Annotated in this window: 17 protein-coding genes and 1 tRNA gene; 10 read left to right on the forward strand and 8 right to left on the reverse strand. The window is 58.7% G+C overall.

Translation table 11 applies throughout. The features are described 5' to 3' along the window. Nucleotides 1-42: 42 nt before the first annotated feature. The 3 genes from HUW52_RS17195 to HUW52_RS17205 are packed head-to-tail and all read right to left on the reverse strand — an operon-like array spanning nt 43 to nt 3,283. Nucleotides 43-1,389: a glutamine synthetase family protein gene (locus HUW52_RS17195; RefSeq protein ID WP_175554359.1), complete on the reverse strand. Its 1,347-nt coding sequence runs from the start codon at nt 1,387-1,389 to the stop codon at nt 43-45. A 21-nt stretch (nt 1,390-1,410) separates the two neighbouring features. Beyond that, nucleotides 1,411-1,968 (reverse strand): helix-turn-helix domain-containing protein, encoded by a 558-nt coding sequence (locus tag HUW52_RS17200; protein WP_016986616.1) that lies wholly within the window; start codon nt 1,966-1,968, stop codon nt 1,411-1,413. Between the two features lie 25 nt (nt 1,969-1,993). Further along, nucleotides 1,994-3,283, reverse strand: a complete 1,290-nt coding sequence (locus HUW52_RS17205; protein ID WP_175554360.1) for an FAD-binding oxidoreductase — start codon at nt 3,281-3,283, stop codon at nt 1,994-1,996. Between the two features lie 143 nt (nt 3,284-3,426). On the opposite strand from HUW52_RS17205, the gene HUW52_RS17210 reads away from it, so the two are divergent. Next, on the forward strand, nt 3,427-4,332 hold the full coding sequence (locus tag HUW52_RS17210) for a hypothetical protein (RefSeq protein ID WP_175554361.1): 906 nt from the start codon (nt 3,427-3,429) through the stop codon (nt 4,330-4,332). Between the two features lie 8 nt (nt 4,333-4,340). Here the strand turns inward: HUW52_RS17210 and HUW52_RS17215 are convergent, their stop codons facing one another. Together HUW52_RS17215 and HUW52_RS17220 are read right to left on the reverse strand one after the other, a co-directional pair. Next, nucleotides 4,341-5,669: an ATP-binding protein gene (locus HUW52_RS17215; RefSeq protein WP_175554362.1), complete on the reverse strand. Its 1,329-nt coding sequence runs from the start codon at nt 5,667-5,669 to the stop codon at nt 4,341-4,343. Then, nucleotides 5,666-6,388: a response regulator gene (locus HUW52_RS17220; protein WP_016986619.1), complete on the reverse strand. Its 723-nt coding sequence runs from the start codon at nt 6,386-6,388 to the stop codon at nt 5,666-5,668. Before HUW52_RS17220 ends, HUW52_RS17215 begins: the two co-directional genes overlap by 4 nt. A gap of 147 nt (nt 6,389-6,535) precedes the next feature. On the opposite strand from HUW52_RS17220, the gene HUW52_RS17225 reads away from it, so the two are divergent. The 3 genes from HUW52_RS17225 (at nt 6,536) to proP (ending at nt 9,168) form a co-directional block, all read left to right on the forward strand. Beyond that, complete coding sequence (locus HUW52_RS17225) at nt 6,536-6,853, forward strand: hypothetical protein (protein WP_175554363.1); 318 nt, start codon at nt 6,536-6,538, stop codon at nt 6,851-6,853. Continuing rightward, nucleotides 6,853-7,512 (forward strand): DUF3313 domain-containing protein, encoded by a 660-nt coding sequence (locus tag HUW52_RS17230; protein ID WP_175554364.1) that lies wholly within the window; start codon nt 6,853-6,855, stop codon nt 7,510-7,512. Before HUW52_RS17225 ends, HUW52_RS17230 begins: the two co-directional genes overlap by 1 nt. Before the next feature lie 150 nt (nt 7,513-7,662). After that, on the forward strand, nt 7,663-9,168 hold the full coding sequence (proP, locus tag HUW52_RS17235) for a glycine betaine/L-proline transporter ProP (protein ID WP_175554365.1): 1,506 nt from the start codon (nt 7,663-7,665) through the stop codon (nt 9,166-9,168). Between the two features lie 129 nt (nt 9,169-9,297). Here proP and HUW52_RS17240 read toward each other — a convergent pair whose 3' ends face one another. Both HUW52_RS17240 and HUW52_RS17245 read right to left on the reverse strand, forming a co-directional pair. Continuing rightward, nucleotides 9,298-12,894: an AAA domain-containing protein gene (locus tag HUW52_RS17240; protein ID WP_175554366.1), complete on the reverse strand. Its 3,597-nt coding sequence runs from the start codon at nt 12,892-12,894 to the stop codon at nt 9,298-9,300. An 80-nt stretch (nt 12,895-12,974) separates the two neighbouring features. After that, on the reverse strand, nt 12,975-13,580 hold the full coding sequence (locus HUW52_RS17245; RefSeq protein ID WP_175554367.1) for a TetR/AcrR family transcriptional regulator: 606 nt from the start codon (nt 13,578-13,580) through the stop codon (nt 12,975-12,977). 157 nt (nt 13,581-13,737) lie between these two features. On the opposite strand from HUW52_RS17245, the gene HUW52_RS17250 reads away from it, so the two are divergent. The 6 genes from HUW52_RS17250 (at nt 13,738) to HUW52_RS17275 (ending at nt 23,402) form a co-directional block, all read left to right on the forward strand. Continuing rightward, complete coding sequence (locus HUW52_RS17250) at nt 13,738-15,120, forward strand: aspartate aminotransferase family protein (RefSeq protein ID WP_175554368.1); 1,383 nt, start codon at nt 13,738-13,740, stop codon at nt 15,118-15,120. A gap of 270 nt (nt 15,121-15,390) precedes the next feature. Next, on the forward strand, nt 15,391-17,094 hold the full coding sequence (locus HUW52_RS17255) for an amidase (protein WP_175554369.1): 1,704 nt from the start codon (nt 15,391-15,393) through the stop codon (nt 17,092-17,094). A 201-nt stretch (nt 17,095-17,295) separates the two neighbouring features. Further along, entirely contained in the window at nt 17,296-18,591 is a 1,296-nt protein-coding gene (locus HUW52_RS17260) for an OprD family porin (protein ID WP_175554370.1), read from the forward strand. A gap of 534 nt (nt 18,592-19,125) precedes the next feature. After that, entirely contained in the window at nt 19,126-19,485 is a 360-nt protein-coding gene (locus HUW52_RS17265) for a DUF6124 family protein (RefSeq protein ID WP_016987469.1), read from the forward strand. A gap of 236 nt (nt 19,486-19,721) precedes the next feature. Beyond that, nucleotides 19,722-22,445, forward strand: a complete 2,724-nt coding sequence (locus tag HUW52_RS17270; protein WP_175554371.1) for a hypothetical protein — start codon at nt 19,722-19,724, stop codon at nt 22,443-22,445. Between the two features lie 597 nt (nt 22,446-23,042). Then, nucleotides 23,043-23,402, forward strand: coding sequence for a DUF6124 family protein (locus tag HUW52_RS17275; RefSeq protein WP_102900463.1), 360 nt, complete (start codon nt 23,043-23,045; stop codon nt 23,400-23,402). Nucleotides 23,403-23,634: 232 nt separating this feature from the next. On the opposite strand, the gene HUW52_RS17280 is transcribed toward HUW52_RS17275, so the two are convergent. Beyond that, nucleotides 23,635-23,730 (reverse strand) — tRNA-Sec (locus HUW52_RS17280). Nucleotides 23,731-23,733: the final 3 nt, after the last annotated feature.

Below are 23,733 nucleotides of genomic sequence, written 5' to 3' on the forward strand. Positions count from 1 at the left end.
GCAAAAGCGGCCATTCAAGCCGCGCTCTGGATAAGCATCGGGTCACAAATACCACCGATACTCCCGCGCCCCAATCTCCTGCATAAACGCCAAATGATCCTGGCGTTTATTCTCGCAATACACATCGACAAACTCAGCACCCAGCCCCTCGCGCAACTGCGGCTGATGCTGCATCGCGCGCACGGCCTCGAACATCTCCTTGGGAAAATCAATCCCGCTGCTGCGATCTTCATTCAGCGGCGCAATGGGCTCCTTGCCCGATTCCAGCCCATGCTCCAGCCCCACCAGAATCGCCGCCAACACCAGATACGGATTGGCATCCGCCCCGGCCAAGCGATATTCAACCCGAAGATTCTTCACGTCCGACTCCGGAATCCGCAAACACGCATCACGATCCTCAAAACCCCAACTGGCCTTGGTCGCGGTGTTCACCGTACCGCCCAAGCGGCGCATCGAGTTCTGGTTCGGCGCGAAGATCGGCATGCTGTGCGGCAGCAATTCCAGGCACCCGGCGACTGCATGCCGTAGCGGCTGCTGCTCATTCGCGGCCAGCAGATTATTGCCCGCCGAATCGTAGAGGCTGACATGCACATGCATGCCACTGCCCGGATGCTGCAAGTACGGCTTGGCCATGAAGCTGGCGCGGTAGCCGTGTTTAAGCGCAACGCCGCGCGTGCTGCGGCAGAACAACGCGGCCCAATCCGCCGCACGCAAGCCGTCGTCGAGATGGCCGAAGTTGATTTCAAACTGGCCGGGGCCGAGTTCAGCGGTGATCACGGTGGCGTCGATGCCCTGCGCCCGCGTGGCTTCGACCATTTCATCCAGCACCGGCGCGAAGCGTGAGAGGCGCTCGATGTGCAGGTTCGGTTGATCATCGGCATCGTCGGTCAGGTCGTCGCGGGGGAATTGCGGCAGACCGTCGCGCAGCTTTTTGTCGAACAGATAAAACTCCAGCTCGAACGCCACCACCGGGTGAATGCCTTTGCGTGCCAGGCGCTTAAGCACCTGCGCGAGGACTTCACGCGGTTCGAACTCGATCGGTTTTTCAGTGCCGTCCGAGGTGATCAGCATCTGCCCCAGCGGCTGCGCCTCCCAGGTGACCGGTTTCAACGTGCCCGGCACGAGACGGCGCACGGCATCCGGGTCGCCGTCGTTGAAGCAGTAATCGCCGATAGGGAACAAGCCACCCTGCACGCCCAGCAATACGCAATTCTGCGGCAGCTTCAGTACGCTGCCGCCGGCGACTTTTTCGAGCATGTCGATTGGATAACGCTTGCCATAAAAGTGCCCGGGAATGTCCAGGCAAATCAGGTCGACATAACGCACCTCGGGGTAGCGTTGGCGAAAGGCACGCACTTCGGCGAGCAGGTCAGCGCAGACAGCGTCCATCGTGTTCATCCTTTGTTGTGATCAGGTGTAGACCCAGAGCACGCGGGTCAGCTGCTCGGAGAGGTTGCCGTATCGGCAGCGGGTATGGCTGTCGAATTGAAAGCTGTCGCCGGCCTTCAACGTGGTCGGTTCTTCGTCGTCGCCCAGCCATAAGGTCAGCTCGCCTTCGAGGACGTAACCGCCCTGCTCCGAGCTGTCGGTCAGATGGCGATCGCCGCTGCTCGCGCCTGCTTCGAGATGACTTTCGAGCATCGAGAACGAGGCGCGGATCTGCGGCGACACCAGAATGTCGGTGATGCCGTTGGCGTAATACAGCGTGCGGCGCTCATCCGGCCGCGTCACCCACGGCAGCTCTTTGGGCTTGGGCAAACTGTAGAAATAGGTGGTCGGCACGCCGAAGGTTTCGCTGATCGCGGTCAGGTCCGCCACCGTCGGCCGCGACAGACCGCGCTCGACCTGCGACAGGAAACCCACCGAACGGCCGATCTTGTCGGCCAGTTCCTTGAGGGTCCACTTCTTGTGCTTGCGCAGGTCATGGATGAGGATCGCCAGCGCGGCGATTTCTTCTTGCTTGTTCATGGACGCGATTCCGAAAAAAGTCTCATCAAATGCTGTCACGCAGTCGATACCAGGCCTTGCCGATGGCTTCCAGTGGTGCCGCGAAATGCTTGCCACCGGGAAATCGGCCATTGTTCAGGCCCTGGTACAACGCCAATTCATCGCGATCGCCGAGAATCGCATCGGACACCGCGCGCGCGGCGGCCAGTGTCGGCAACACACCGTGCCCCGAATAGCCTTGCAGCCAATAACGATTGCCCTCGCCTCCAACATCAGGCGTGCGCTTCATGGTCAGATCGATATGTCCGCCCCAGGCAAACTCGATGCCGACGCCCTTGAGCTGCGGGAATACCCGTTCGAGAAACGGCCGGGTCGCCGCCGCGATGTCCTTGGGCATGCCACCGAGATACGTGCAGCCGCCGCCAAACAACAAACGGTTATCCGGTGTGCGCCGAAAGTAGTCGAGGACGAACTGGTTGTCGGTCACGCAGACATTGCGCGGCAACAGCGCCGTGGCCTGCTCAGGCGTCAGCGGTGCAGTGGCCACCTGGTAAGTGCCCACCGGCAGAATGCAGCTGGACAGCTGCGGGTCGAGTTCATCGAGATAAGCGTTGCATGCCAGCACCAGCACATCGGCGCGCACTGAACCGCGCTCGGTGTTGACCCGGAAGCCGTCACCCTGCTCCTGATAACTCAACGCTTTGCTTTGCTCGTGGATACGCCCGCCGGCCCGCTCGATGGCGGCCGCCAGGCCCAAGGCCAGTTTCAAAGGATTGAGGTGTGCACCCTCGGGGTCGTAAAGCCCAGCCTGATAGCGGTCGGTGGCCACCCAATCCGGCAGTTGTTCACAAGGAATGAACTGCAACGCATCGTGGCCCCACTTGTGGCTGGCTTCGTGTTGCCATTCGCTGAGCAGGCTGACCCGCCGTGGCATCACCGATGTCCACAGGTGCCCGGGGCGATAATCGATATCGAAGCCGTGACGATCCGGTAATTCACGCAATTCCCCAGCAGCCCAACGCATACCGTCCCACAAGCGTTTCGCCCGCTCCTGACCCAGCGCAGCTTCCAGCGGTGGCATATCACACGACCAGCCGAGAATCGCTTGCCCGCCATTACGCCCCGAGGCCGCCCACGCCACGCGACTGGCCTCCAGCACGATCACACGTTTGCCCGCCAAGGCCAGACGCAGCGCCGTGTGCAGACCACTGAAACCGGCGCCGATGATCACCACGTCGGCGTCATGTTCGCCTTCCAGCGCCGGCCGATCACACAGAATATCGGCGCAACTGTGGGCGTAATAGCTGTCGACGTGCTGGCTGGATTGCAGGAACATTCGCGACCTCATGAAATTATCTTTTTATAATTTCATGAAAATCTACAGAATAAATTTCATGCCAGCAAGCTGGCCTGCGCAGTACAGCGATACGTTGGCCTGCCGATAACCTCATTCCAACCTACCGGCAGGCTATCCACTCAATGAGTTCGCAACCTATCAGCGGTCTTTCAGACGACAGCGCAAGCTTGAAAAAAATCGACGCGTCTCATCAAAACAAAATGCTTGAAACGCTCTCGTGCATCGCCATGGTGGTACTTGTCCTGGCGCTGATTATCGACTTGTCCGACCTGCCGCTGGCGAATTACATGGTGGTCGCGTTGACAGGCTGCATGATCACCAATGTGTATGTTTTCATAGGTATTGTTGAGCTAAGGTTTGCAGCGAGTCTCATCAACTTGAAGTCAAACGCGCTGCTGTGGCTCTCTGTAGCGGGTCTGGTGATTTGGTTCGCGCACAACGACGCAGTCGCAGACGTCAATCAACTCTTCAGGGTCGATGCTGCTCTGCTGCCGGTTACGGTGTCAGCCGCGACGTTCATGCATGTCCTGATGCGGTTCAAATTACTGTGCATCGCCATCATCGCAGCGTTGATTATTCTGGGCGTGACCACGTATGCGGCAGCTCGATTGCGCAAGGAAATTCCACGTTACGGCTTGGCTCTGATTGCCAATGCCATCGGCTTTGTCTTGATTCTTTCATTGATCAATAACGTCATTGAGCCTGAACGGCGGCGAAACCAGATTCTGTATCACATCGCTCATATGGGCGATTTCAGTTACGCATCCCCCTGCGTGAACGTAGACAGTGCAAAAGACGCCGTGCTCTACCTCGACAATCTGCGCGAGAAAATCCTGATCGCGCCAAAAATCAAAGAGCAGGATCCGACGACGCTCCTGACTCACTCTCTGCTTGCACCCACTTTTATTCCTGCCCGCTTTGAATATTCTGAATGCGTTTACCCTTTCAGCGCCCAAGACCCGAAAAATCAAAATGACCGTGACCAGGTCGGCAATGTTGAAGCAGTAGAGGCCACGCCCGCCGGTTGAGTAATTGATTACAACGGCAACTCCACACTCGCGATCAACCCGCCACCCTTGCGATTGCTCAGTGTGAGTTCACCGCCCTGCTCACGGACGATCGCCCGCGCCGCCGACAGCCCGAGCCCCACACCACCGGTATCACGATTGCGCGAAGCCTCCAGGCGAAAGAACGGATCGAAGACCTGCTCCAACGCTGCCTCGGGAATCCCGGGGCCTTCGTCGCTGACTTCGATGCAGATCGAATACTCGTCACGCCGCAACGCAATGCCCGGACACTGCGCATACTTCAGCGCATTCTCCAGCAGATTGACGATCACCCGCTTGATCCCCAGCGGTCGCCCCTCGTACACCAGATGCGCCGGGCCATCGAAATCGACATTGATGTGCTGATCACGGTAATCGTCGACGATGGTTTGCAGCAGCTCCGACAGGTCGAATGCAGTGGTTTGTTCGCGATGGGTGTCTTCGCGGAAGAACGCCAGCGCGGCATTGATCATCGACTGCATTTCTTCAACGTCGCGAATCAGTTTGCCCTGATGATCGAGGTCTTCCATGAACTCGCTGCGCAGGCGCATGCGCGTCAGCGGCGCACGTAAATCATGAGAGATCGACGCCAGCATGTGCGTGCGCTCGGCGATGAAATGCTGGATCTGCGCCTGCATGGTATTGAACGCGATGATCGCCTGACGGATTTCGTCGGGGCCTTCGAGCTTGATCGGCGGCGCGCGCAGATCGGTGCCGAAACGTCTGGCGGCCCGCGTGAAACGTTGCAACGGATTGGCCAGTTGCCGGGTGGCGACCCAAGCGACGAGCAATGTGGCAATCAGTCCCAACGCGATGACGATCGCGATACGCACGCCGAATTCCAGGCCCCAGCTGCGCTCCGGCGGGATAAATGACAACCAGCTGCCATCGACCAATTGCACGACGGCGGCGTAATGCGCCTGGGGACTGCCGTTCGGCCAGTCGCCTGGGCTGAACACCTCGATTTTTCGATCTTTGCCCAACAGTTGCTGCAGCACCGGCACCCTGCTCGCTGGCAGGCGAAGGCCGTCGCTGGGCAGATCGAAATCCGCGCGCTGCGCTTGCCACGACACCTGCAGCATGGCGCTGCTCGCCGCAGCAGCCAGTTGCGGGCGCAGGTTGGCCGGGGCTGCTTCGATCACCCGCGAGGTCGCGGCGATCTGCTCGAGCAGGCCGGTGCGTTCAATCGGTGGTCGCGCCCAGATCCCGGCGACTTGTACGAACAGCGCATTCAATGCCAGCGAAGCGACCATCGCCGCCACAATGGTCAGGGCGATGTGCCGACGCAGTGTATCGGCGCGCCACAGTCGGCGGATCACGAGCGGCTGACCTTGGCGGTGAACAGATAACCGCCGTTGCGCACGGTACGGATCAGGTCCGGGCGCTTGCTGTCGGGTTCGATCTTGCGCCGCAGGCGGCTGACTTGCACATCGATGCTGCGGTCGAAGGCGTCATGACCGTGGCCGTGAGTCAGGTCGATCAGTTGTTCACGCGTCAGAATCCGTTGCGGATGATCGAGGAACACCACGAGCAAATCGAACTCGCCGCCGGACAGCGGAATCATCACGTTTTCCGGCGAGCGCAACTCGCGACAGGTGATGTCCAGATGCCAACCGGCGAAGCCGATCACCGGCCGCGAAGGCTCAACCGGATTGCGTTGTTCAGCGGCGCGACGCTGCAAGGCGCGCACCCGGGCGAGCAACTCCTGCGGGGCGAACGGCTTGGTCAGGTAGTCGTCCGCGCCCAGTTCCAGCCCGACGATGCGATCACTCAACTCGGCCATGGCCGTGAGCATGATGATCGGAATGCCCAACTGCGCGCGCACCTTCTGGCACAGGCTCAGGCCGCTTTCGCCGGGCATCATCACATCAAGAATGATCGTATCCGGGCGGTTCTGCGCGATTGCCGCCCACATGGCTTCGCCGTGGGGCGCCACGTCGACTTCATAGGCGTGCTGCACGAAGAACTTCTTCAGCAGCGCGAGAATTTCCACGTCGTCGTCGACGAACAGCAGTCTGCTCACAGTTACAGAATCCATGCACCAAAAAAAGCCAATCTAAAGCCATTTCGCCGCCCGGGTCATTTATTTCAATCGAGCAACATTTCTACGCGCCAGACATCAAGCGGACATTCTCTGGCAAAACCGCGCGGGCATTCTGCGGCCATTCCAATCCAGGGGGTTCGCATGAAGCTATTGAACGACAACCATTGCGCCGATGGGCACAGCAGCAATCGTCCCTTGATCCTCAGCCAGCGCACTGCCGCGCTCGGCCCTGATACGCCGATTGTGTTTCAGGAGTCGTGCCTGAGCGTGACCGCCGATCAGAGCCGCATCGTCCTGCGCCGCTACTTCGAGCAGTTCAGCCCGACCAATGCGCACTGGGTCGAATACGTCCACAGCATTGCCGCCGCCGACCTCATCCAATGGATCATGAGCCACGGCCAGTTGCACATCGAGTGTTCGGACAGCATCACCACGCAGCCTCACAAGGAAACCCGTTGATGACCCGCATTCGTTCGCTGTCGCTGACCCTTGCGGCCACCCTGAGCCTGTCCGCCTGCAGCAGTAACAAGGTCGAACACAGCGGTTTTCTGCATGACTACAGCGTGTTGACTGAACGTCAGTCGCCGTCCGGTCAGCCGGTGCTGGCGTGGGTCAGCCCGGCCCTGCCCCGAGGTCGATACACGCAGGTTTACCTGGCGCCGAGTCAGTTTTACCCGAGCGCCGAGCCGACGCCGCGGATTCCGCTGAGCACGCTGTCCGGCGTCACTGACTACTACGACGCGGCGCTGCGGCTGGAACTGGGCAAGGTAATGCTTCTGGTCAACCAACCGGGGCCGAACACCTTGGTGGTGCGCCCCGCCATCACCCAAGTGGCGACCAGCACTCAGGGTTTGCGCTTTTATGAGTGGCTGCCCGTCACCCTCGTCGCGGCCGGTGTCAGCACGGCCACGGGCATCCGTGATCAGGACAGTGAAGTCGCCACCGAGGTGTCGTTCGAGGACGGTTCGACCGGAGAAGTGATTGCCGAAGTGGTGCGTAAAGGCACCGGGGTGCCGTTGGAGAACGACAAGCAGGTGCTGACTGCCGATGACGTCAAAGTCGTGCTGGATGGCTGGGCCAGCGACCTCGGCAAATCTTACGCAACCCTGCGCCGGTAGCGGCAGCTCCTAGGGAAATCAGGGTTCGCAGGGAAAAAAAGCGCCGAGCAGTGAATTATTTCGTGTCCTCATGTATCTGAGCCAAAGAGTACGCGCCATCAAAAAGATGGCATCTACGCGGCACGATGGATCAGCAAAGAGAAGACCCGGATGAAATCACGCAAGAAAACCGTCAAGCCGATCGGCCTGAACGACATCACCATTGTCGACGACGCCAAGATGCGCAAGGCGATCACCGCTGCCGCGCTGGGCAACGCCATGGAATGGTTCGACTTTGGTGTCTATGGCTTCGTCGCCTATGTGCTCGGCAAAGTGTTCTTTCCCGGCGCCGACCCCGGCACACAGATGATCGCCGCGCTGGCGACGTTCTCGGTGCCCTTCCTGATCCGGCCGCTGGGCGGCTTGTTCTTCGGCGCACTGGGCGACAAATACGGACGACAGAAAGTCCTCGCCGCGACCATCGTGATCATGTCGCTGAGCACCTTCGCCATCGGCCTGATTCCGTCCTATGCCTCGATCGGCATCTGGGCGCCGATCCTGCTGTTGCTGGCGAAAATGGCCCAAGGCTTCTCGGTGGGCGGTGAATACACCGGTGCGTCGATCTTCGTCGCCGAATATGCACCGGATCGCAAACGCGGGTTCCTCGGCAGTTGGCTGGATTTCGGCTCGATTGCCGGTTTTGTCCTCGGTGCCGGTGTGGTGGTGCTGATCTCGACGACGCTGGGCGAAGCGAAGTTCGAGGAATGGGGCTGGCGTCTGCCGTTCTTCCTCGCGTTGCCGCTGGGCATGATCGGCCTCTATTTGCGCCACGCACTGGAAGAAACTCCGGCGTTCCAGCAGCACGTCGAAAAGCTTGAGCAAGGCGATCGCGAAGGCCTCGCCGGTGGCCCGAAAGTCTCTTTCAAGGAGGTCGCGACCAAGCATTGGCGCAGCCTGATGACCTGCATCGGCGTGGTGGCGGTGACCAACGTCACCTACTACATGCTGCTCACCTATATGCCGAGTTACCTGTCGCACAACCTGCACTACAGCGAAAACCGTGGTGTGCTGATCATCATCGCGATCATGGTTGGCATGTTGTTTGTGCAGCCGGCGATTGGTTTTATCAGCGACAAGATTGGCCGCAAGCCTTTCATTGTCGTGGGCAGCATCGGTTTGTTCATTCTGGCGATTCCGGCGTTCATGCTGATCAACAGCGGCAAGATCGGGCTGATCTTCGCCGGCCTGCTGATGCTGGCCGTGTTGCTGAACTTCTTTATCGGCGTCATGGCCTCCACCCTGCCGGCGATGTTTCCCACGCACATTCGCTACAGCGCGCTGGCGGCTGCTTTCAACGTTTCGGTATTGATTGCCGGCCTGACCCCAACCGTGGTCGCCTGGCTGGTCGAGAGCACCAACAATCTTTACATGCCGGCGTATTACCTGATGGTCATCGCCGTGGTCGGTCTGGCCACCGGGGTGACGATGAAGGAAACCGCGAACAAGCCGTTGCGTGGCGCAGCCCCGGCGGCCTCTGACCTCGAAGAAGCCAAGGAGCTGCTGCAAGAACACCACGACAATATCGAACAGAAAATCGAAGACATCGATGCTGAAATTGCCGCATTGGAGGAGAAGCGCAAGTTGCTGGTGCAGCAGCATCCGCGGATCAAAGAGTGACGTTGTCCGCCTGAACAGCGGTCATGCCTGCGCCCACACGCTAGGTTCGGCTGCGGTCTTGGCAGGCGCGACAGTCACCACTGGAGCTCCTGCCGGACAACGACGGCAATGCTGGGGCAAGCCTGTATTTCAGGCCTGACCCAGTCTTTGTTTCAAAGCACTTATCAGCGCTGGATCACGCAACTCGACACTGGTTTCACGACGCAACGCCAATGATCGGTGGGTGGTCGTCGCGCAGTATTGATAGTAGCTGTGCGACAGCCAGTTCCAGCTCCCCACCGTTGCCACCTGATCATCCACCAGGAGGATTTTCTCGTGGGTTCCCTCCGGTAAACGCACGACAGATTCGGCGCCCAGTTCACGCTGATACGCAATGATCAGACCGGCGTCGCCATCATCGGCATTTTTCTGTCCCAGCCCGTCATAGCCGTAATAAACAGTGACCTTGATCCCGCGTTCCTGGGCGGTGCGCAGCAGTTTGAGCGGCGGGTGATTGCGGTTGATGCCCTGGCGAATCCAGGGCACCACCACCGTGAAGGAGCGCTGAGACGCCGATAGCAATGTGTCGAATGCACTGATGTGATCACAGTCGAAATAATGCTTCACGCCGTTGGCATTAACGCTCGCATAGGTTGGGCTCTGGTGTTCCATGCTGACAAAGAAGGAGGCCGAGCAAACTTCTGCCATTTTCTTCAGCGACTTCCCGGCAGCCAGCAGACGCTGCTGGTTGCCGACCACGATAAATTGCTGTTTTGCCCTCGATACGGCGACATTCAGCAGATTGGGTTTACCGTTTTGAAAGTTGTCCCGGTCAGTGCGCTGAAAAATAACCGGCGAGTAAATGATGACTTCAAAACCTACGCCCTGGAACTGATGGACAGATCCGATCTTGAGCGCCTGACTTTGTTTCATTCGCTGACCGTAGGCTTTGATCAGCAGGTTTTTCTGGTTGGAATACGGCGTGATGATCCCGACATCTTTGGTCAGGTCGTAGCCGGCCGCTTCCAGTTTGTCCAATAACAGCCCGATGGCCTCGACTTCATCCTGATTGGTGTTGGGCATCGCGCCTCTGCGGCCCTGTACACCATAAAACATGAGGTTGAAGCCGCCCATGCTGTCACAAGCGGCGCCAATACGCGCTTCAGGGGCGCTGGTGCAAACCTGTACACCCCGATAGCCGGCGATCTGCATGAACAGATCGGCAATGGCGGGCTGACACCGTCTGTGTTCATCCAGAACGATACCGTTGCCCATATCGGTTACAGCGCCACTCAATGTGCCAGCGGCGCGATGATAAGCGGTGACCAGCATCGGTGAGACCGCCTCGTACAGGGTGTTATCGGCGAAATAGTGCGCCTTGAGTTTGTCCGCCGTGGCTTTACCCAATCCGCGAATCGGCTCGATTTGCATCGGGTCACCGACCACGATCGCCCGTTGGCTGCGGGCCAATAGCGGCACCAGCGATTCCGCCGAAATCATCCCGGCCTCATCTACCAGACTGAGCGCGTACGGAGCAAACCCGTTCAGATCGCCCAGTTTGTATCCGGCCAGTTTCTGCACCGAGGCCAATGTCGAGGCCATCACCGGATAGGCAAGACTGACCAGTCGATAGAACTCGTCAAGTTTGTCCTTCCATTTGTAGAAACCGCTGTCGAGTTGCCCGTTCAACAGGTTGCACCACAAGGGCAATACCTGGGCGAGAGCGGCTTTTTGCCGAAGCAGTTCTTGCCATAGGTAGTCGACGGCGGATTCGAATATTTCCCGCTGTTGCGCAATAAAGCGTTTGCGCAGCACTTCCACCCAATCCCCTTCAGGGAACTCGCTGTGCAAATCATGATGAGCCTTGTTGTAGCTGGCCCAATCGCGGGTTCGCTGAACAAGTTGCTCGATGGCCATGACCAGTGCTTTGATTTGCTCTTCGTGCGCGGTATCGGGCAGCCCCAACCGCAAAGTATCCAGGGTTTCTTGCGTCGTACTGAGTTGATACAGCGCCCTGCGATTGCGCGCCAACTCGGCGAACTGGACATCGCTCAGGCTCGCTAACTGGTAGCGAGAGAACTCATCCGAAAATGACCTTTGCAGATGACTGCGCGCACGCGTGTATTTGCTTCGTTGTATCCAGGCCAGCAAGGGCGCAAACCATCCTGTCGGATAGTCGGCGTAGTGATGTTCAAGCGTCTCGCTGAGCGTACTGGCGAGCCATTCCTCATAGGCAGTTTCGGCGAACGGAGCATCAATCAGCCTGCTGTAGTGTCGAGACAAGCATTCCATCGCCTGAGCATGCCGGTTTTTGTGTGTCGCGACCTCGCCGAGGGCATGTTTGCACTGCGCCGAGAGGACGCTTAACTCCGCAGGTTGCTCGCGCGCGGCGAGCATTTTCAGCGCGATGCCCTTCTCGACCACCTCACGCTTGAGTGTTTCCAGGCGCGCCTGGAACACTTCGGGTGAAGGGGCGGCCAATGCCGCTGTCGCCTGATCAAGGGTTCGAGTCAGAACGAGGAAGCGAGCGAAAACCCCGTCGATCAGCTGTCGGATTGCTGTTATCCGGGTGGCAAGCGAACCCTGTCGGGTTTTGTCGTACGTCTGCTCATTCAATTGCACCAGCAGTGCATTGACGCGCTCGACTTCGTCAGTGATTTGATTCTTGTCACCGCCGAGGAAATACAACCATTTGAGGTCTTTGAGAGACGGGTCATCGCGAAAATCATCGATGACATTCTCGACGGCTTTCTTGGCAGTGGAGGTCACCACCAATCCCAGGTTGCAGTCTGCGCCACCGATACAGGCCAGCGCCCGCTCGACAAGCTGGCTGGCGATCAGCGATTTGAACAGGGTGGTTTTGCCAGTGCCCGGTGCGCCTTGCACCGCCACCAGCGGCGCACCGCTGGAGACCTGTGTCAGCGTGGCCATCTGGCCTCGCCCCAACGGATATTTGCGTTCGAAAAGGCCGTAGGGGAAACGTGTGAATTCAAGCGTCGTTGCAGTGGTGAGCGTGCGCTGCAGAATATATTGCTGGAGCAGCGAGGGTGTTCGGACGTCCGGCCGCTCAAGCAGGATCTTGTAGTCCTTGAGCTGCTCCCTGGAGTTGAAGTCGGTATTCACCTCAGGACAGACCAGCGCAGTAATGTGCTTTTCCAGAAAAATGTCGGAAAGATCGGCGCGATCAGGTTTCAAACCGGCAAGTCGATGATTGACCCAAGCCAGAAAGGTTCGAAACACACTGACAAAGTCCTCGCCCTGTTTGCCGGAACAGGCGGCGGCGAGGCTCATCATGTGGCGCTCGGCCCCCAGTTCCTCGATGTCGATGTCGAGGTACTGGCGGAACGCTGCAATATTGGGAACGACTTCAGCGCCTTTCTTCACCGGTACGCACAGATGCAACGCCGGTGTCGACAGGCAATGGTCCGGGACTGAGTAGCGAAACAGCGGCACGAAGAATGATTTGAAACCTTCGATCACTCGCAACAGCGGAAAGCCGATCTGCAGCGGTTCAGTCTGCAACCGTCCCTCTTCGTCCCTTTTTGCAAACCGAACCCTCAAGGCCTCCGATTGCACACTGGACAGCGAGATGAAGAACCCGCTGGCATCTTCCTCAATGTCTTTGCCTTGGAGTCTGATCTCCTGCTCATGCTCCACATCCTGAATCCGGCTTTTAGCGAGCCCGGTCGCCTCGACAAAAGCACACCAACCGCGAAGTACATCCTTGTCTTGCTGATTGCCTTGCATTGACTCATCCAAATTGAAGCAGAAAAAAATCAGCGGTCATTCTACGGCAATGGCTTATTGATAGCACCTCTGCCCCTTTCTCAACTCACCAACACGCCGTGACACAGCAGACTCAACACACTGCGCATGTGCAGCGCATGCGCTTCCCTGTCCGGCATCGCTTCAGTGGCCAGGCGAATGAACGCCACATTCGCATACTGGTTGAACAACGTCGCCGCGACATCGATATCGATTGATTCGCGGATCTTGCCGACGCGCTGAAAATGTTCCAGCAAGGCCTTGGTTTCCTCGATCACCGCGGCGTTCCACGGGTCCAGCGCCCGAGCCAGTTCACCGGTGAACAGAAACGGCGCCAGTTCACGCCACAGCGAAGCTGGCATCGCTTGCAACTGGTAATGGGTCATCAGGCCTTCGAACTCGCACAAGGCTTCCAGTGGATCGCTGTCGTCATCCAGATTCGCCCGCGCCTCGCGCATGGCTTGCTCGTCGGGTTGCTTGAGCAAGGCCAGCAGAATCTCCTGCTTGCCGCCGAAATAGTTCACCACCGTCGGCGCGGAAACCCCCGCCTGCACGGCGATCTGGTCCAGCGTGGTGGCCGCAAAGCCGTTGCGCTTGAACAGCTCCAGCGCCGCCGCAGCGATCACTTCCCTGCGCTGTTCCTTCTGCCGCTCTCTGAGTCCGCTCATGTTGCCTCTGATGATCCTTGCCAATGGCCCTCAGCCTACGGATATCTTTTTTCATCGACAAATCTTTTCTTTACAAAAATATTTTTAGATGACAAAACTTCATCCATGCAGCGCTGCTACGAACGCACTCACTTGCCCTTTTCTCTGGAGATCCGCCATGTCCGCCGAATTCGATTCGTCACGCACTACCAGCGATTACCAAGCCTCTGACGCCGCTCACCACATCCATGCGTTCGTCGATCAAAAGGCCCTCAACGAGGAAGGCCCGAGGGTGATGGTCAGCGGCGATCGTCTGGCGTTGTGGGACAACGACGGCAAGCGTTACCTGGACGGCATGTCCGGCCTCTGGTGCACAAACCTCGGCTACGGGCGCAAGGATCTGGCCGCCGCCGCGACCGCGCAGCTGGAACAATTGCCTTACTACAACCTGTTCTTCCACACCACTCACCCGGCGGTGATCGAACTGTCCGAGCTGCTCTTCAGCCTGCTGCCCAGGCACTACAGCCACGCGATCTACACCAACTCCGGCTCCGAAGCCAACGAAGTGCTGATCCGTACCGTGCGCAAGTTCTGGCAGGTAATGGGCAAGCCCGAGAAGAAAATCATGATCGGCCGCTGGAACGGCTACCACGGCTCGACCCTCGCCGCGACAGCATTGGGCGGGATGAAATTCATGCACGAAATGGGCGGCACCATTCCTGATGTCGCGCACATCGATGAGCCGTACTGGTTCGCCCACGAAGGTAATCTCAGCCCGGAAGAATTTGGCCTGCAAGCCGCGCGGCAATTGGAAGAGAAGATTCTCGAACTGGGCGCCGACAAGGTCGCCGCGTTCGTCGCCGAACCTTTTCAGGGTGCGGGAGGGATGATCATTCCGCCGGCGACTTATTGGCCGGAAATCCAGCGCATCTGCCGCAAATATGACGTGCTGCTGTGTGCGGACGAAGTGATTGGCGGTTTCGGCCGCACCGGTGAATGGTTCGCCCATCAGGCATTCGGTTTTGAACCCGACACGCTGTCGATCGCCAAGGGCCTGACCTCCGGTTACATCCCCATGGGCGGTTTGATTCTGTCGCGGCGCATGGCCGAGGCGTTGGTAGAAAAAGGTGGCGTGTTTGCCCACGGCCTGACCTATTCCGGGCACCCGGTGGCGGCTGCCGTGGCGATTGCCAACCTCAAGGCCTTGCGTGATGAGGGCGTGGTGACTCAGGTGAAAACCGACACCGGGCCGTATCTGCAAAACTGCCTGCGCGAAGTGTTTGGCAATCACCCGTTGGTGGGGGAGATTCAGGGCGTTGGTTTGGTGGCTGCGTTGCAGTTTGCTGAAGACAAGGCCAGCCGCAAGCGCTTTGCCAATGAAAACGATATTGCCTGGCGCTGCCGCACGATTGGCTTTGAGGAAGGGTTGATTATTCGGTCGACATTGGGGCGGATGATCATGGCGCCGGCGCTGGTGGCCACGCGCACGGAGTTGGATGAGTTGATCGACAAGACGCGGATTGCGGTGGATCGGACGGCGCGGGAGTACGGGATGCTGTGATCGGCTGAAGGAATATGGCGGCCGGACTACCGCTATCGCGAGCAGGCTCACTCCTACATTTGGAATGCGTTCCCCTGTAGGAGTGAGCTTGCTCGCGAAGGGGCCGGCCGGAGAGAAACTTGGTGGGAGATCAATCCCGCCGATTACTCCGCGCGCCGCTTAGTGTTAAATAGGCGCCAGTCTTAACCTTGTCGCTTATAGCTGTGCAACGAGAACCGATATGAACACCCATTCCAGGAAAAACACCCGAATTCAAACAGCGGTGAGCGCATGATCGAAGTCACCGAAGTTTCCATTGCCCAACTGCGCGCCGCGCTCGAGTCCGGCCAGACCACCGCAGTCGAACTGGTGCAGGCGTATCTGACCCGTATCGACGCCTACGACGGCGCCGACACACCGACAGCGCTGAATGCCGTGGTCGTGCGCAACCCTGAAGCGTTGAACGAAGCACAGGCGTCCGATGCCCGTCGTGCCGCAGGCAAAACCCTCGGCCCGCTCGACGGCATTCCCTACACCGCCAAGGACAGCTATCTGGTCAAAGGCCTGACCGCAGCATCCGGCAGCCCGGCCTTCGCCGAACTGGTCGCTTATCGCGATGCCTTCACCATCGAACGCTTGCGCGCCGCCGGGGCGATTTGTCTGGGCAAGACCAACATGCCGCCGATGGCCAATGGCGGCATGCAGCGCGGCGTCTACGGTCGCGCCGAAAGCCCTTACAACGCCGATTACCTCACCGCGCCGTTTGCCTCCGGCTCGTCGAACGGTGCCGGTACCGCCACTGCCGCCAGTTTCGCCGCGTTTGGTCTGGCTGAAGAAACCTGGTCGAGCGGGCGTGGCCCGGCGTCGAACAATGGTTTGTGCGCTTACACGCCGTCACGCGGGGTGATCTCGGTGCGCGGCAACTGGCCGCTGACCCCGACCATGGACGTCGTCGTGCCTTACGCACGCACCATGGCCGATCTGCTCGAAGTCCTCGACATCGTCGTCGCCGAAGACCCGGACACCCGTGGCGATCTTTGGCGCCTGCAACCGTGGGTGCCGATCCCCAGCGTCAGCGAGGTGCGCCCTGCCGCTTACGCTGATCTGGCCGCTGACGCCAAAGCGCTGGCCGGTAAGCGTTTCGCCGTGCCGCGCATGTTCATCAATGCCGACCCTGAAGCCGGCACCAGCGAAGCACCGGGCATCGGTGGCCCGACCGGCCAGCGCATCAACACTCGCGAGTCGGTGATCGATCTGTGGAAGCAGGCGCGTCAGGCCCTCGAAGCCGCCGGTGCCGAAGTCGTCGAAACCGATTTCCCGCTGGTCTCCAACTGCGAAGGCGATCGTCCCGGCGCGCCGACTGTATTCACCCGTGGTCTGGTCTCGAAAGAGTTCCTTCACCATGAACTGTGGGATTTGACCGCGTGGGCGTTTGACGACTTCCTGCAAGCCAATGGCGACCCGAAACTCAATCGTCTGGTCGATGTCGACGGGGCGAAAATCTTCCCGCACGAACCGGGCACGCTGCCCAACCGTGAAGGTGATCTGGTGGCGGGCATGGATGAATACGTGCGCATGGCCGAGCGCGGCATCACGCCGTGGAATGAAATTTCCACCGTGCCTGACGGCTTGCGGGGTCTGGAGCAGACTCGACGCATCGATCTCGAAGACTGGATGGATAAGCTGGGCCTCGACGCCGTGCTGTTCCCGACGGTCGCTGACGTCGGCCCGGCGGACGCCGATGTCAATCCTGAGTCGGCCGACATCGCCTGGAGCAACGGCATCTGGGTGGCCAACGGCAACCTCGCGATCCGTCACCTCGGCGTGCCGACCGTCACCGTGCCGATGGGCGTGATGGCCGACATCGGCATGCCAGTCGGCCTGACCTTCGCCGGCCGTGCCTACGACGACTCGAACCTGCTGCGCCTGGCGGCCGCGTTTGAATCGACCGGCAGTAAACGCCAGATCCCGCCACGCACGCCGCCGCTGGCGTAACGCGCTTAAAACTGTAGGAGTGAGCCTGCTCGCGATGGCGGTGTGTCAGTTAAATTTATCGAGACTGACACACCGCTATCGCGAGCAGGCTCACTCCTACAGGGGGTTGTGTAATGCCGTTCATTGAGCACATCCGCTCAATCCTACTTCCTGCATTCGCTTGATCATCCCAGCCATCTTAATTGCCGCTGGCCACTGACCATGATTGACCGCACCTCTTCGCGTCTCACCCTCCTCGCGCTGCTCAGCGGTCTGACCACCACCGCCCACGCCAGCGGTTTTTTCGACGATGCAAAAAGCGAAGTGCTCAGCCGCAACTTCTATCTGAGCAACGATTACCGCTCGCCCTCGCCGTCCGGCAAAAACTACAAACAGGAATGGGCTCAAGGCTTTATCGGTACTTTCTCATCAGGTTTCACACCCGGCATAGTCGGTTTCGGTATTGACGCGCATGCCTTCGCCGGGCTCAAACTGGACGGTGGCAAGGGGCATTCGGGAACGGGTTTGCTGCCGGTCGACAGCGATGGCCGCAGCGAAAACGACTACTCCAGCGCGGGCGGTGCGCTTAAGTTGAAGGCCTCGCACACCACCCTCGCCTTCGGTGAAATGACCGTGGAAACTCCGGTTTTCGACACCTCCGACAAACGCCTGCAACCGGAGTACGCCACAGGTTTTCTGCTCAGCAGCGCCGAGTTCGACCACGTCAATCTGGTGGCCGGGCATTTCACCGCGTTCAAGAATCAGGACAGCTCATCCGGCAAAGGCGATTTCTATGGCTATGGCGCCAATACCGAGGCCGGCGGGATCAGTTTTCTTGGCGCCGATCTGTTCACCGACAGCCCCGTTGGCGGCGCGCTGTACGCCTCAGACCTCAGCGACACCTGGCGCCAGTACTACGGCAACCTGCACTTCAAGCAGTCCGGCGTGCTGCTCGACGCCAACCTTTATCACACCCGCGACACCGGCCGGGCGCTGGCAGGTTCCATCGACAACACCGCGTTCAGCCTGTCCGGCAAATACGCCTTCGGCCCCCATGCGGTAATGCTCGGCTGGCAACGGATCAATGGCGACACGCCGTTCGATTTCGTCGGCGGCGACTCGATCTACCTCGCCAACTCGATCAAATACGCCGACTTCAACGGCGCCAACGAACGCTCCTGGCAGGCGCGCTACGATCTCGACCTTGGCGCCTGGGGCATCCCCGGCCTGAGCTTCATGACCCGCTACGTCAGCGGCAGCCATATCGACGGCACCCACGCGCCCAAGGGCGGCGCCTACAACCCGTTTGATCCGGACAGCGGCAGTTACCAGCCGCAGCAAGGTGACGGCGGCAAGCACTGGGAACGGGATATCGATTTGAAATACGTCGTGCAGTCGGGCGCGGCTAAGGATCTGTCGGTGCAGGTCTCGCATGTTTCACATCGAGCCAATGAAGCGCAGGCCGGTGATGACATTGACCGGATCTATGTCGTTATCCAGTACCCGTTGGGTTTCTGACGCAACACGATCAATCCCGCCTGCAATCATTCAACTGTGGGAGCGAGCTTGCTCGCGAATGCAATAGATCAGTTACATTGATTTCGCCTGACAAAACGCCTTCGCGAGCAAGCTCGCTCCCACAGGTTTCTGCGTCCGTCACAAACCCTGGGGGTAACAGGGACAGACCACGTTTGCACCCAGCCAGTCGCCCGATTTTTTGCCTTTAAACTCCAGTGTTTAAAAGACACCTTCAGACACGCCTTACAGGCTACAAATTCTTGCGCCATTGCCTACAGCTACGCCAGAATCCGCCGGCTTGTGCGCTTTGGGGTCGGGTTCTATTGTGGTGCGGTCGCTGACGAATCAGCGATCGGGTTTAGCAGCTCGACAATTTTCAAGGCACGCGAGTATCGCCATTACGTTATGGCGGCTTTGCGTGGGGCACTTCGGTGCGCCGGGATCCTTGAGCCTGGTCTGCTAACCCGCGTACAAGCCGCCACCTCCTCGTTTAGCAGCGAAGGTTGACGGCTCCATTTCTCAAGGAGCTTTACCATGATCAAACCAACACCCAACCCGCCCGAAACCGACCCCACCTCCCCCTACGAATCCCTCGATTCAAAAAAGCTCCACGAAGCCGCCGACCGCGCCCTCGATCACTACCTCTGTCCACCCGGCTCCACCCCGCCGCCACGCAAAACCCGCCGGATGTACGCCGTCACCGCCGACTTTAAAAACGAGGAACTGCTGGCCGATGCCAGCGAAACACTCGCCTCAGCCAGAACCATCGCCCATGACTTCGCCCATCTCGTACCGGCGTCGCAGCGCAGGACGCTGTTAGGGATCGCGCAACTGATCATGCTCGGCGAACTGGCGGTGAATCGGGTGATGGATAATCTGGAGCTGCCGCAATAGCGCCCCTTGACCCATGATCCCAGTGGGAGCGAGCCTGCTCGCGAAAGCTGACTTACAGGCGATATCTCCCCAAGAAAAAACCGCCGTTCCAAAGCAACCGGGACGGCGGTTTTTTTATTCACTCAATGACCATTCGTCTGAGACATGTCGCCACCTGTCAGATCTGACAGGTGCGCAATCTCCAATTAAGCGCTCTGATAACCCCTGCCCGTTCCCACCATGCAGGAGCCTCATCCGTGACCACCTCAACCCCACCGGACAACACCGTCCTCGTCCTGAGACCGCCGATGATCAACGGCCAGACCAAGCTCGTGGTAGGCGCACATATTGGCGTGCCCTTGGTGGCTTATGACCTTGTCACTGACGGTGAAGGCGCCGTTGTCCTCGTCGACCCACCGTCGTCGGGCACCATGGATCCCGGCGATGTCATGGAGCTTTGGCTTGAGGATGAAGTGACCGCACTGGACAGCAAGACCATTGAGGATCCGAACGTGCGCACCACGTTGCGCATCCCCAAGGGTCGACTGCATCCGGACAAGGTCAACAAGCTTTACTACACCGTCAGGCGTGGGAGCGCCAATCGAGGCACTTCCACCCCATCGCTGGAAATCCTCTATAACCGCATCCGCCCCGGCTTCAAAGATCGTCTGACCGACCCCGGTGGCCACTCCGAACTCAAATTGCTATTGCCCGATGTGATCAAGGACGGCGTCGGCCCGGAATTCGTCAGCGCCGAAGTGTGCGTGGCCTATCCGTATTGCCGGGCGTACGACCTCATCACCCTCAAGTGCAACGGCGAACTGCTGGAGCCCAAGCCCAAGGTCAATCCGAATCAGGCGCCGCAACCGCCCAATCCCGGTGACGAAACTCCCATCACCATTTGCTTCACCGTCACCCGCGCCTTTCTCGACAAGGCGCAACGTCTGGATAAAAAACTGCATTTCTCCTACACCGTCACCGATCAGCTCGGCAACGGCCCGGACACCGACGCGCCGTGGTCGCCGGTGCAGAGTGTGGATGAGGATCTGGATGGCACGCGCCTGCCGATGCCGATCCTGCTGGAACGACTGGAAGACTTTCCGGGAGATGATGCAAGCATCATCGATCTGGAAAAACTGGCCGGTAATCCGTTGTTGGTGGTGATTCTGACGGCGGACAACCGCTTTGTGGCGGGCGATGAAGTGCTCGCAACCTACACCGCTAAAAACACAGGCCAGCCCGCCGACGTAGTGGTGACTGTTCCCGGCAAAGTTGAAGCAGACCCGTTCGGCTCGAAAAAAACCTTATTCCTTGAAGTGGCCAACGACAAGGTTTTCGCGGGCAGTAACGTCACCGTAACTTATGAATTGCACAGGCCCGATGTGGGTCTGGTGGGTAGTTCCAATACGGCAACCGCAACGGTGACGGGAACAATCCCGGTCGATCTGAAGCCACCAACACTGGTGGCACCAGCGACCATCCCCATTGATGTGCTGGCCTACGAGGAAGGTGTCACTGTGCGCGTCGAACACCTCTCGGCCTTGTCGGGGGATCAGGCTCGGTTGCTGGAAGTTGACCCCAAGCCCGACGCAAAGCCCTTTCCGTTACTGACGCTCAACCAGAACAAACGCGCCAACTTCAAACTTGATCCCGCATTTCTCGTGGAACGGCGCGGAACAACCATCAAATTGCGTTGGGAATTGATTCGCGGAGGAAAACCCGAAGGTGAGTCCCCGGATCTGGTGCTGACAATTCAACCGATCGCCGAGGATGATCCGCGCTTGCCGACACCGAACATTGCCGGCAACACTGGTAAGGAACTGGACGTTCAAGACCTCACGGCAGAAGCGCGGATTCTCGCGGTGAAATGGCCGTTGTTCAAGTTGGGGCAACCGATCTGGTTAACATGCAAGGGTTTTGACAACAATGGCAACCCGATCAGTACCGACGTGAAGTCCGGAGAGCCCAATGGTTCGGCGAATGGACTGTCGGAATTGGCGCCTGTTGATTGGTTGAAAGATCTCAAGGACGGGACAGAGTTGCGAGTTGAATGTGCTGTCAATTTGGATGGCATAAAAAACAAGGTGACGGCAGTTGCTCTTCCGACTCGTATTTATACTGTCCACGCAGTGGAGGATATCAAGCCTGAGATCACCTCTGTTCTGGGTTTGCCAAGCAATAAACCGATCCTGCCAAACGGGCAAACCACGGAAACAACCGTATTTCTTTCTGGCACAGCGGCAAAAGGGCAAAAAATCCAAGTGTTCGACAGGGAGTCGCCCGTAGGAACGGCTACCGCCGACGTGACGACAGGTTACTGGGAGTTGCCCGTTCGCGACTTAAGCGCGCAGCCACACACTTTTATCGCTGTCGCGTTATATGGCTCGAGCCAATCGTCGGGGCCCTGGTTGGTCATCGTTTACGAATTCAGTATTGATACCGTTGAAATGACCCTTAATGGGCGTGCGGTCAAAACTGGATGGCCGACGACAGGACAGGACTTCACCGGTAATACCCAAATCCGGAATGCCAAAGGCGGAATCGGCAAACTTACTTATGAATCGAGCAATGCAAACGTGGCATCAGTGGCGAGCAATGGCAAAGTAACGGGGCAAAGGACCGGTTCTGCTGTAATTTCAGTTAAAGATGAAAATGCCTCCAGCGTCTCTTACCCAGTGCGCGTGAGTAATATTTATCAGTTACAGCATAGCGCTCAGCCCGGCTACACCTATCAGGAAGCTATTAATTGGCTGAACTCTGTACCGGGTTCAATACCGGTTTCGTCTGCCATTGGAGAAATGATACGTGTATACGGGCCAGACGTCTCATGGCCCTATGTCACTGGAACGGTGCATTGGATGTGTGATGCCGGTGGCTGCCCGGGTAACCTTCGGCCCATATTTGCCTACCGAACCGGAGGGATAATATGTGAGCCGAATCTCAATAACCGCTTCATTGCCTGGTGCTTGCGACCGCTTTAAGACATGTGTAAATGCTATACCGCACGGGCATTAGGGATGCTTCACGGCGGCTGTGCGCGGGATACCTTCGGGTGCCCCGGATTCCTTGATTCCCGGTCTGCGAACCTGCGTACAGCTGCGACCTCTCTTCGTTTCGCAGCGAAATGTGGCGGCTTCAACAATCAAGAAGCTTCACCATGGCAGGTTCTTTCATGGACAGACCACGTTTTCACCCAGACAGCCGCCCAGTCTTTGCCTTTTAAACTCAAGTGTTTAAAAGACACCTCCAGACACGCCTTCAAGGCTACACATCCTTGCGCCATTGCCTACAGCCAAGCCAGAATCCGCCGGCTTGTGCGCCTTGGGGTCGGGTTCTATTGTGGTGCGGTCGCTGACGAATCAGCGATCGGGTTTCGCAGCCCGGATCAATCAAGGCGCACAGCGCTCCAGTGCATTGCCATCAAGATTAATGGCAATGACGCTTCATGGCGGCTGTGCGCGGGATACCTTCGGGTATGCCGGGTTCCTTGATTCCCGGTCTGCGAACCCGCGTACAGCTGCCACCTCTTTTCGTTTCGCAGCGAAATGTGGCGGCTCCAGCAATCAAGGAGCTTCACCATGATCAAACCAACACCCAACCCGCCCGAAACCGACCCTACCTCCCCCTACGAATCCCTCGATTCAAAAAAACTCCACGAAGCCGCCGACCGCGCTCTCGATCACTACCTCTGCCCACCCGGCTCCACGCCACCGCCGCGTAAAACACGCCGGATGTACGCCGTGACCGCCGACTTCAAAAACGAGGAACTGCTAGCCGATGCCAGCGAAACACTCGCTTCTGCAAGAACCATCGCCCATGACTTCGCTCATCTCATACCCGCATCGCAGCGCAGGACGCTGCTGGGGATCGCGCAACTGATCATGCTCGGCGAACTGGCGGTGAATCGGGTGATGGATAATCTGGAGCTGCCGCAGTAGCGGGCCTCGCGACAGACTCTGAGTAAGGCGCTGGCAGTGCCGACGCCTTCGCGAGCAAGCTCGCTCCCACAGGGGATTTCTGTCGCTAACGCGGCTGCGGTTCCACCGCCGAATTTGTGGGAGCGAGCTTGCTCGCGAAGGCGGTGGGTCAGTTAGTGAGATGTCGACTGAAAAACCGCATTCGCGAGCAGGCTCGCTCCCACACTGGATCGCGGTCGTCCTGAACAAGAACTGGCGGAAGGCAGCCGGAGTCGAACCTGCCCGGGAACGGATGCCGTCCCCAACCGGGTTTGAAGCCCGGCCGCGCCACCGGGCGCGATTGCCTTCCTTT

Origin of the sequence: Pseudomonas sp. 43A (genome assembly GCF_013363935.1) — a bacterium.
GTDB lineage: Bacteria > Pseudomonadota > Gammaproteobacteria > Pseudomonadales > Pseudomonadaceae > Aquipseudomonas > Aquipseudomonas crudilactis.

Excerpts from the sequence above, each read along its gene's own strand:
- HUW52_RS17195 (WP_175554359.1), bottom strand. The coding sequence starts at position 1,389 with ATGGACGCTGTCTGCGCTGACCTGCTCGCCGAAGTGCGTGCCTTTCGC.
- HUW52_RS17200 (WP_016986616.1), bottom strand. The coding sequence starts at position 1,968 with ATGAACAAGCAAGAAGAAATCGCCGCGCTGGCGATCCTCATCCATGAC.
- HUW52_RS17205 (WP_175554360.1), bottom strand. The coding sequence starts at position 3,283 with ATGTTCCTGCAATCCAGCCAGCACGTCGACAGCTATTACGCCCACAGT.
- HUW52_RS17210 (WP_175554361.1), top strand. The coding sequence starts at position 3,427 with ATGAGTTCGCAACCTATCAGCGGTCTTTCAGACGACAGCGCAAGCTTG.
- HUW52_RS17220 (WP_016986619.1), bottom strand. The coding sequence starts at position 6,388 with ATGGATTCTGTAACTGTGAGCAGACTGCTGTTCGTCGACGACGACGTG.
- HUW52_RS17225 (WP_175554363.1), top strand. The coding sequence starts at position 6,536 with ATGAAGCTATTGAACGACAACCATTGCGCCGATGGGCACAGCAGCAAT.
- HUW52_RS17230 (WP_175554364.1), top strand. The coding sequence starts at position 6,853 with ATGACCCGCATTCGTTCGCTGTCGCTGACCCTTGCGGCCACCCTGAGC.
- proP (WP_175554365.1), top strand. The coding sequence starts at position 7,663 with ATGAAATCACGCAAGAAAACCGTCAAGCCGATCGGCCTGAACGACATC.
- HUW52_RS17240 (WP_175554366.1), bottom strand. The coding sequence starts at position 12,894 with ATGCAAGGCAATCAGCAAGACAAGGATGTACTTCGCGGTTGGTGTGCT.
- HUW52_RS17245 (WP_175554367.1), bottom strand. The coding sequence starts at position 13,580 with ATGAGCGGACTCAGAGAGCGGCAGAAGGAACAGCGCAGGGAAGTGATC.
- HUW52_RS17250 (WP_175554368.1), top strand. The coding sequence starts at position 13,738 with ATGTCCGCCGAATTCGATTCGTCACGCACTACCAGCGATTACCAAGCC.
- HUW52_RS17255 (WP_175554369.1), top strand. The coding sequence starts at position 15,391 with ATGATCGAAGTCACCGAAGTTTCCATTGCCCAACTGCGCGCCGCGCTC.
- HUW52_RS17260 (WP_175554370.1), top strand. The coding sequence starts at position 17,296 with ATGATTGACCGCACCTCTTCGCGTCTCACCCTCCTCGCGCTGCTCAGC.
- HUW52_RS17265 (WP_016987469.1), top strand. The coding sequence starts at position 19,126 with ATGATCAAACCAACACCCAACCCGCCCGAAACCGACCCCACCTCCCCC.
- HUW52_RS17275 (WP_102900463.1), top strand. The coding sequence starts at position 23,043 with ATGATCAAACCAACACCCAACCCGCCCGAAACCGACCCTACCTCCCCC.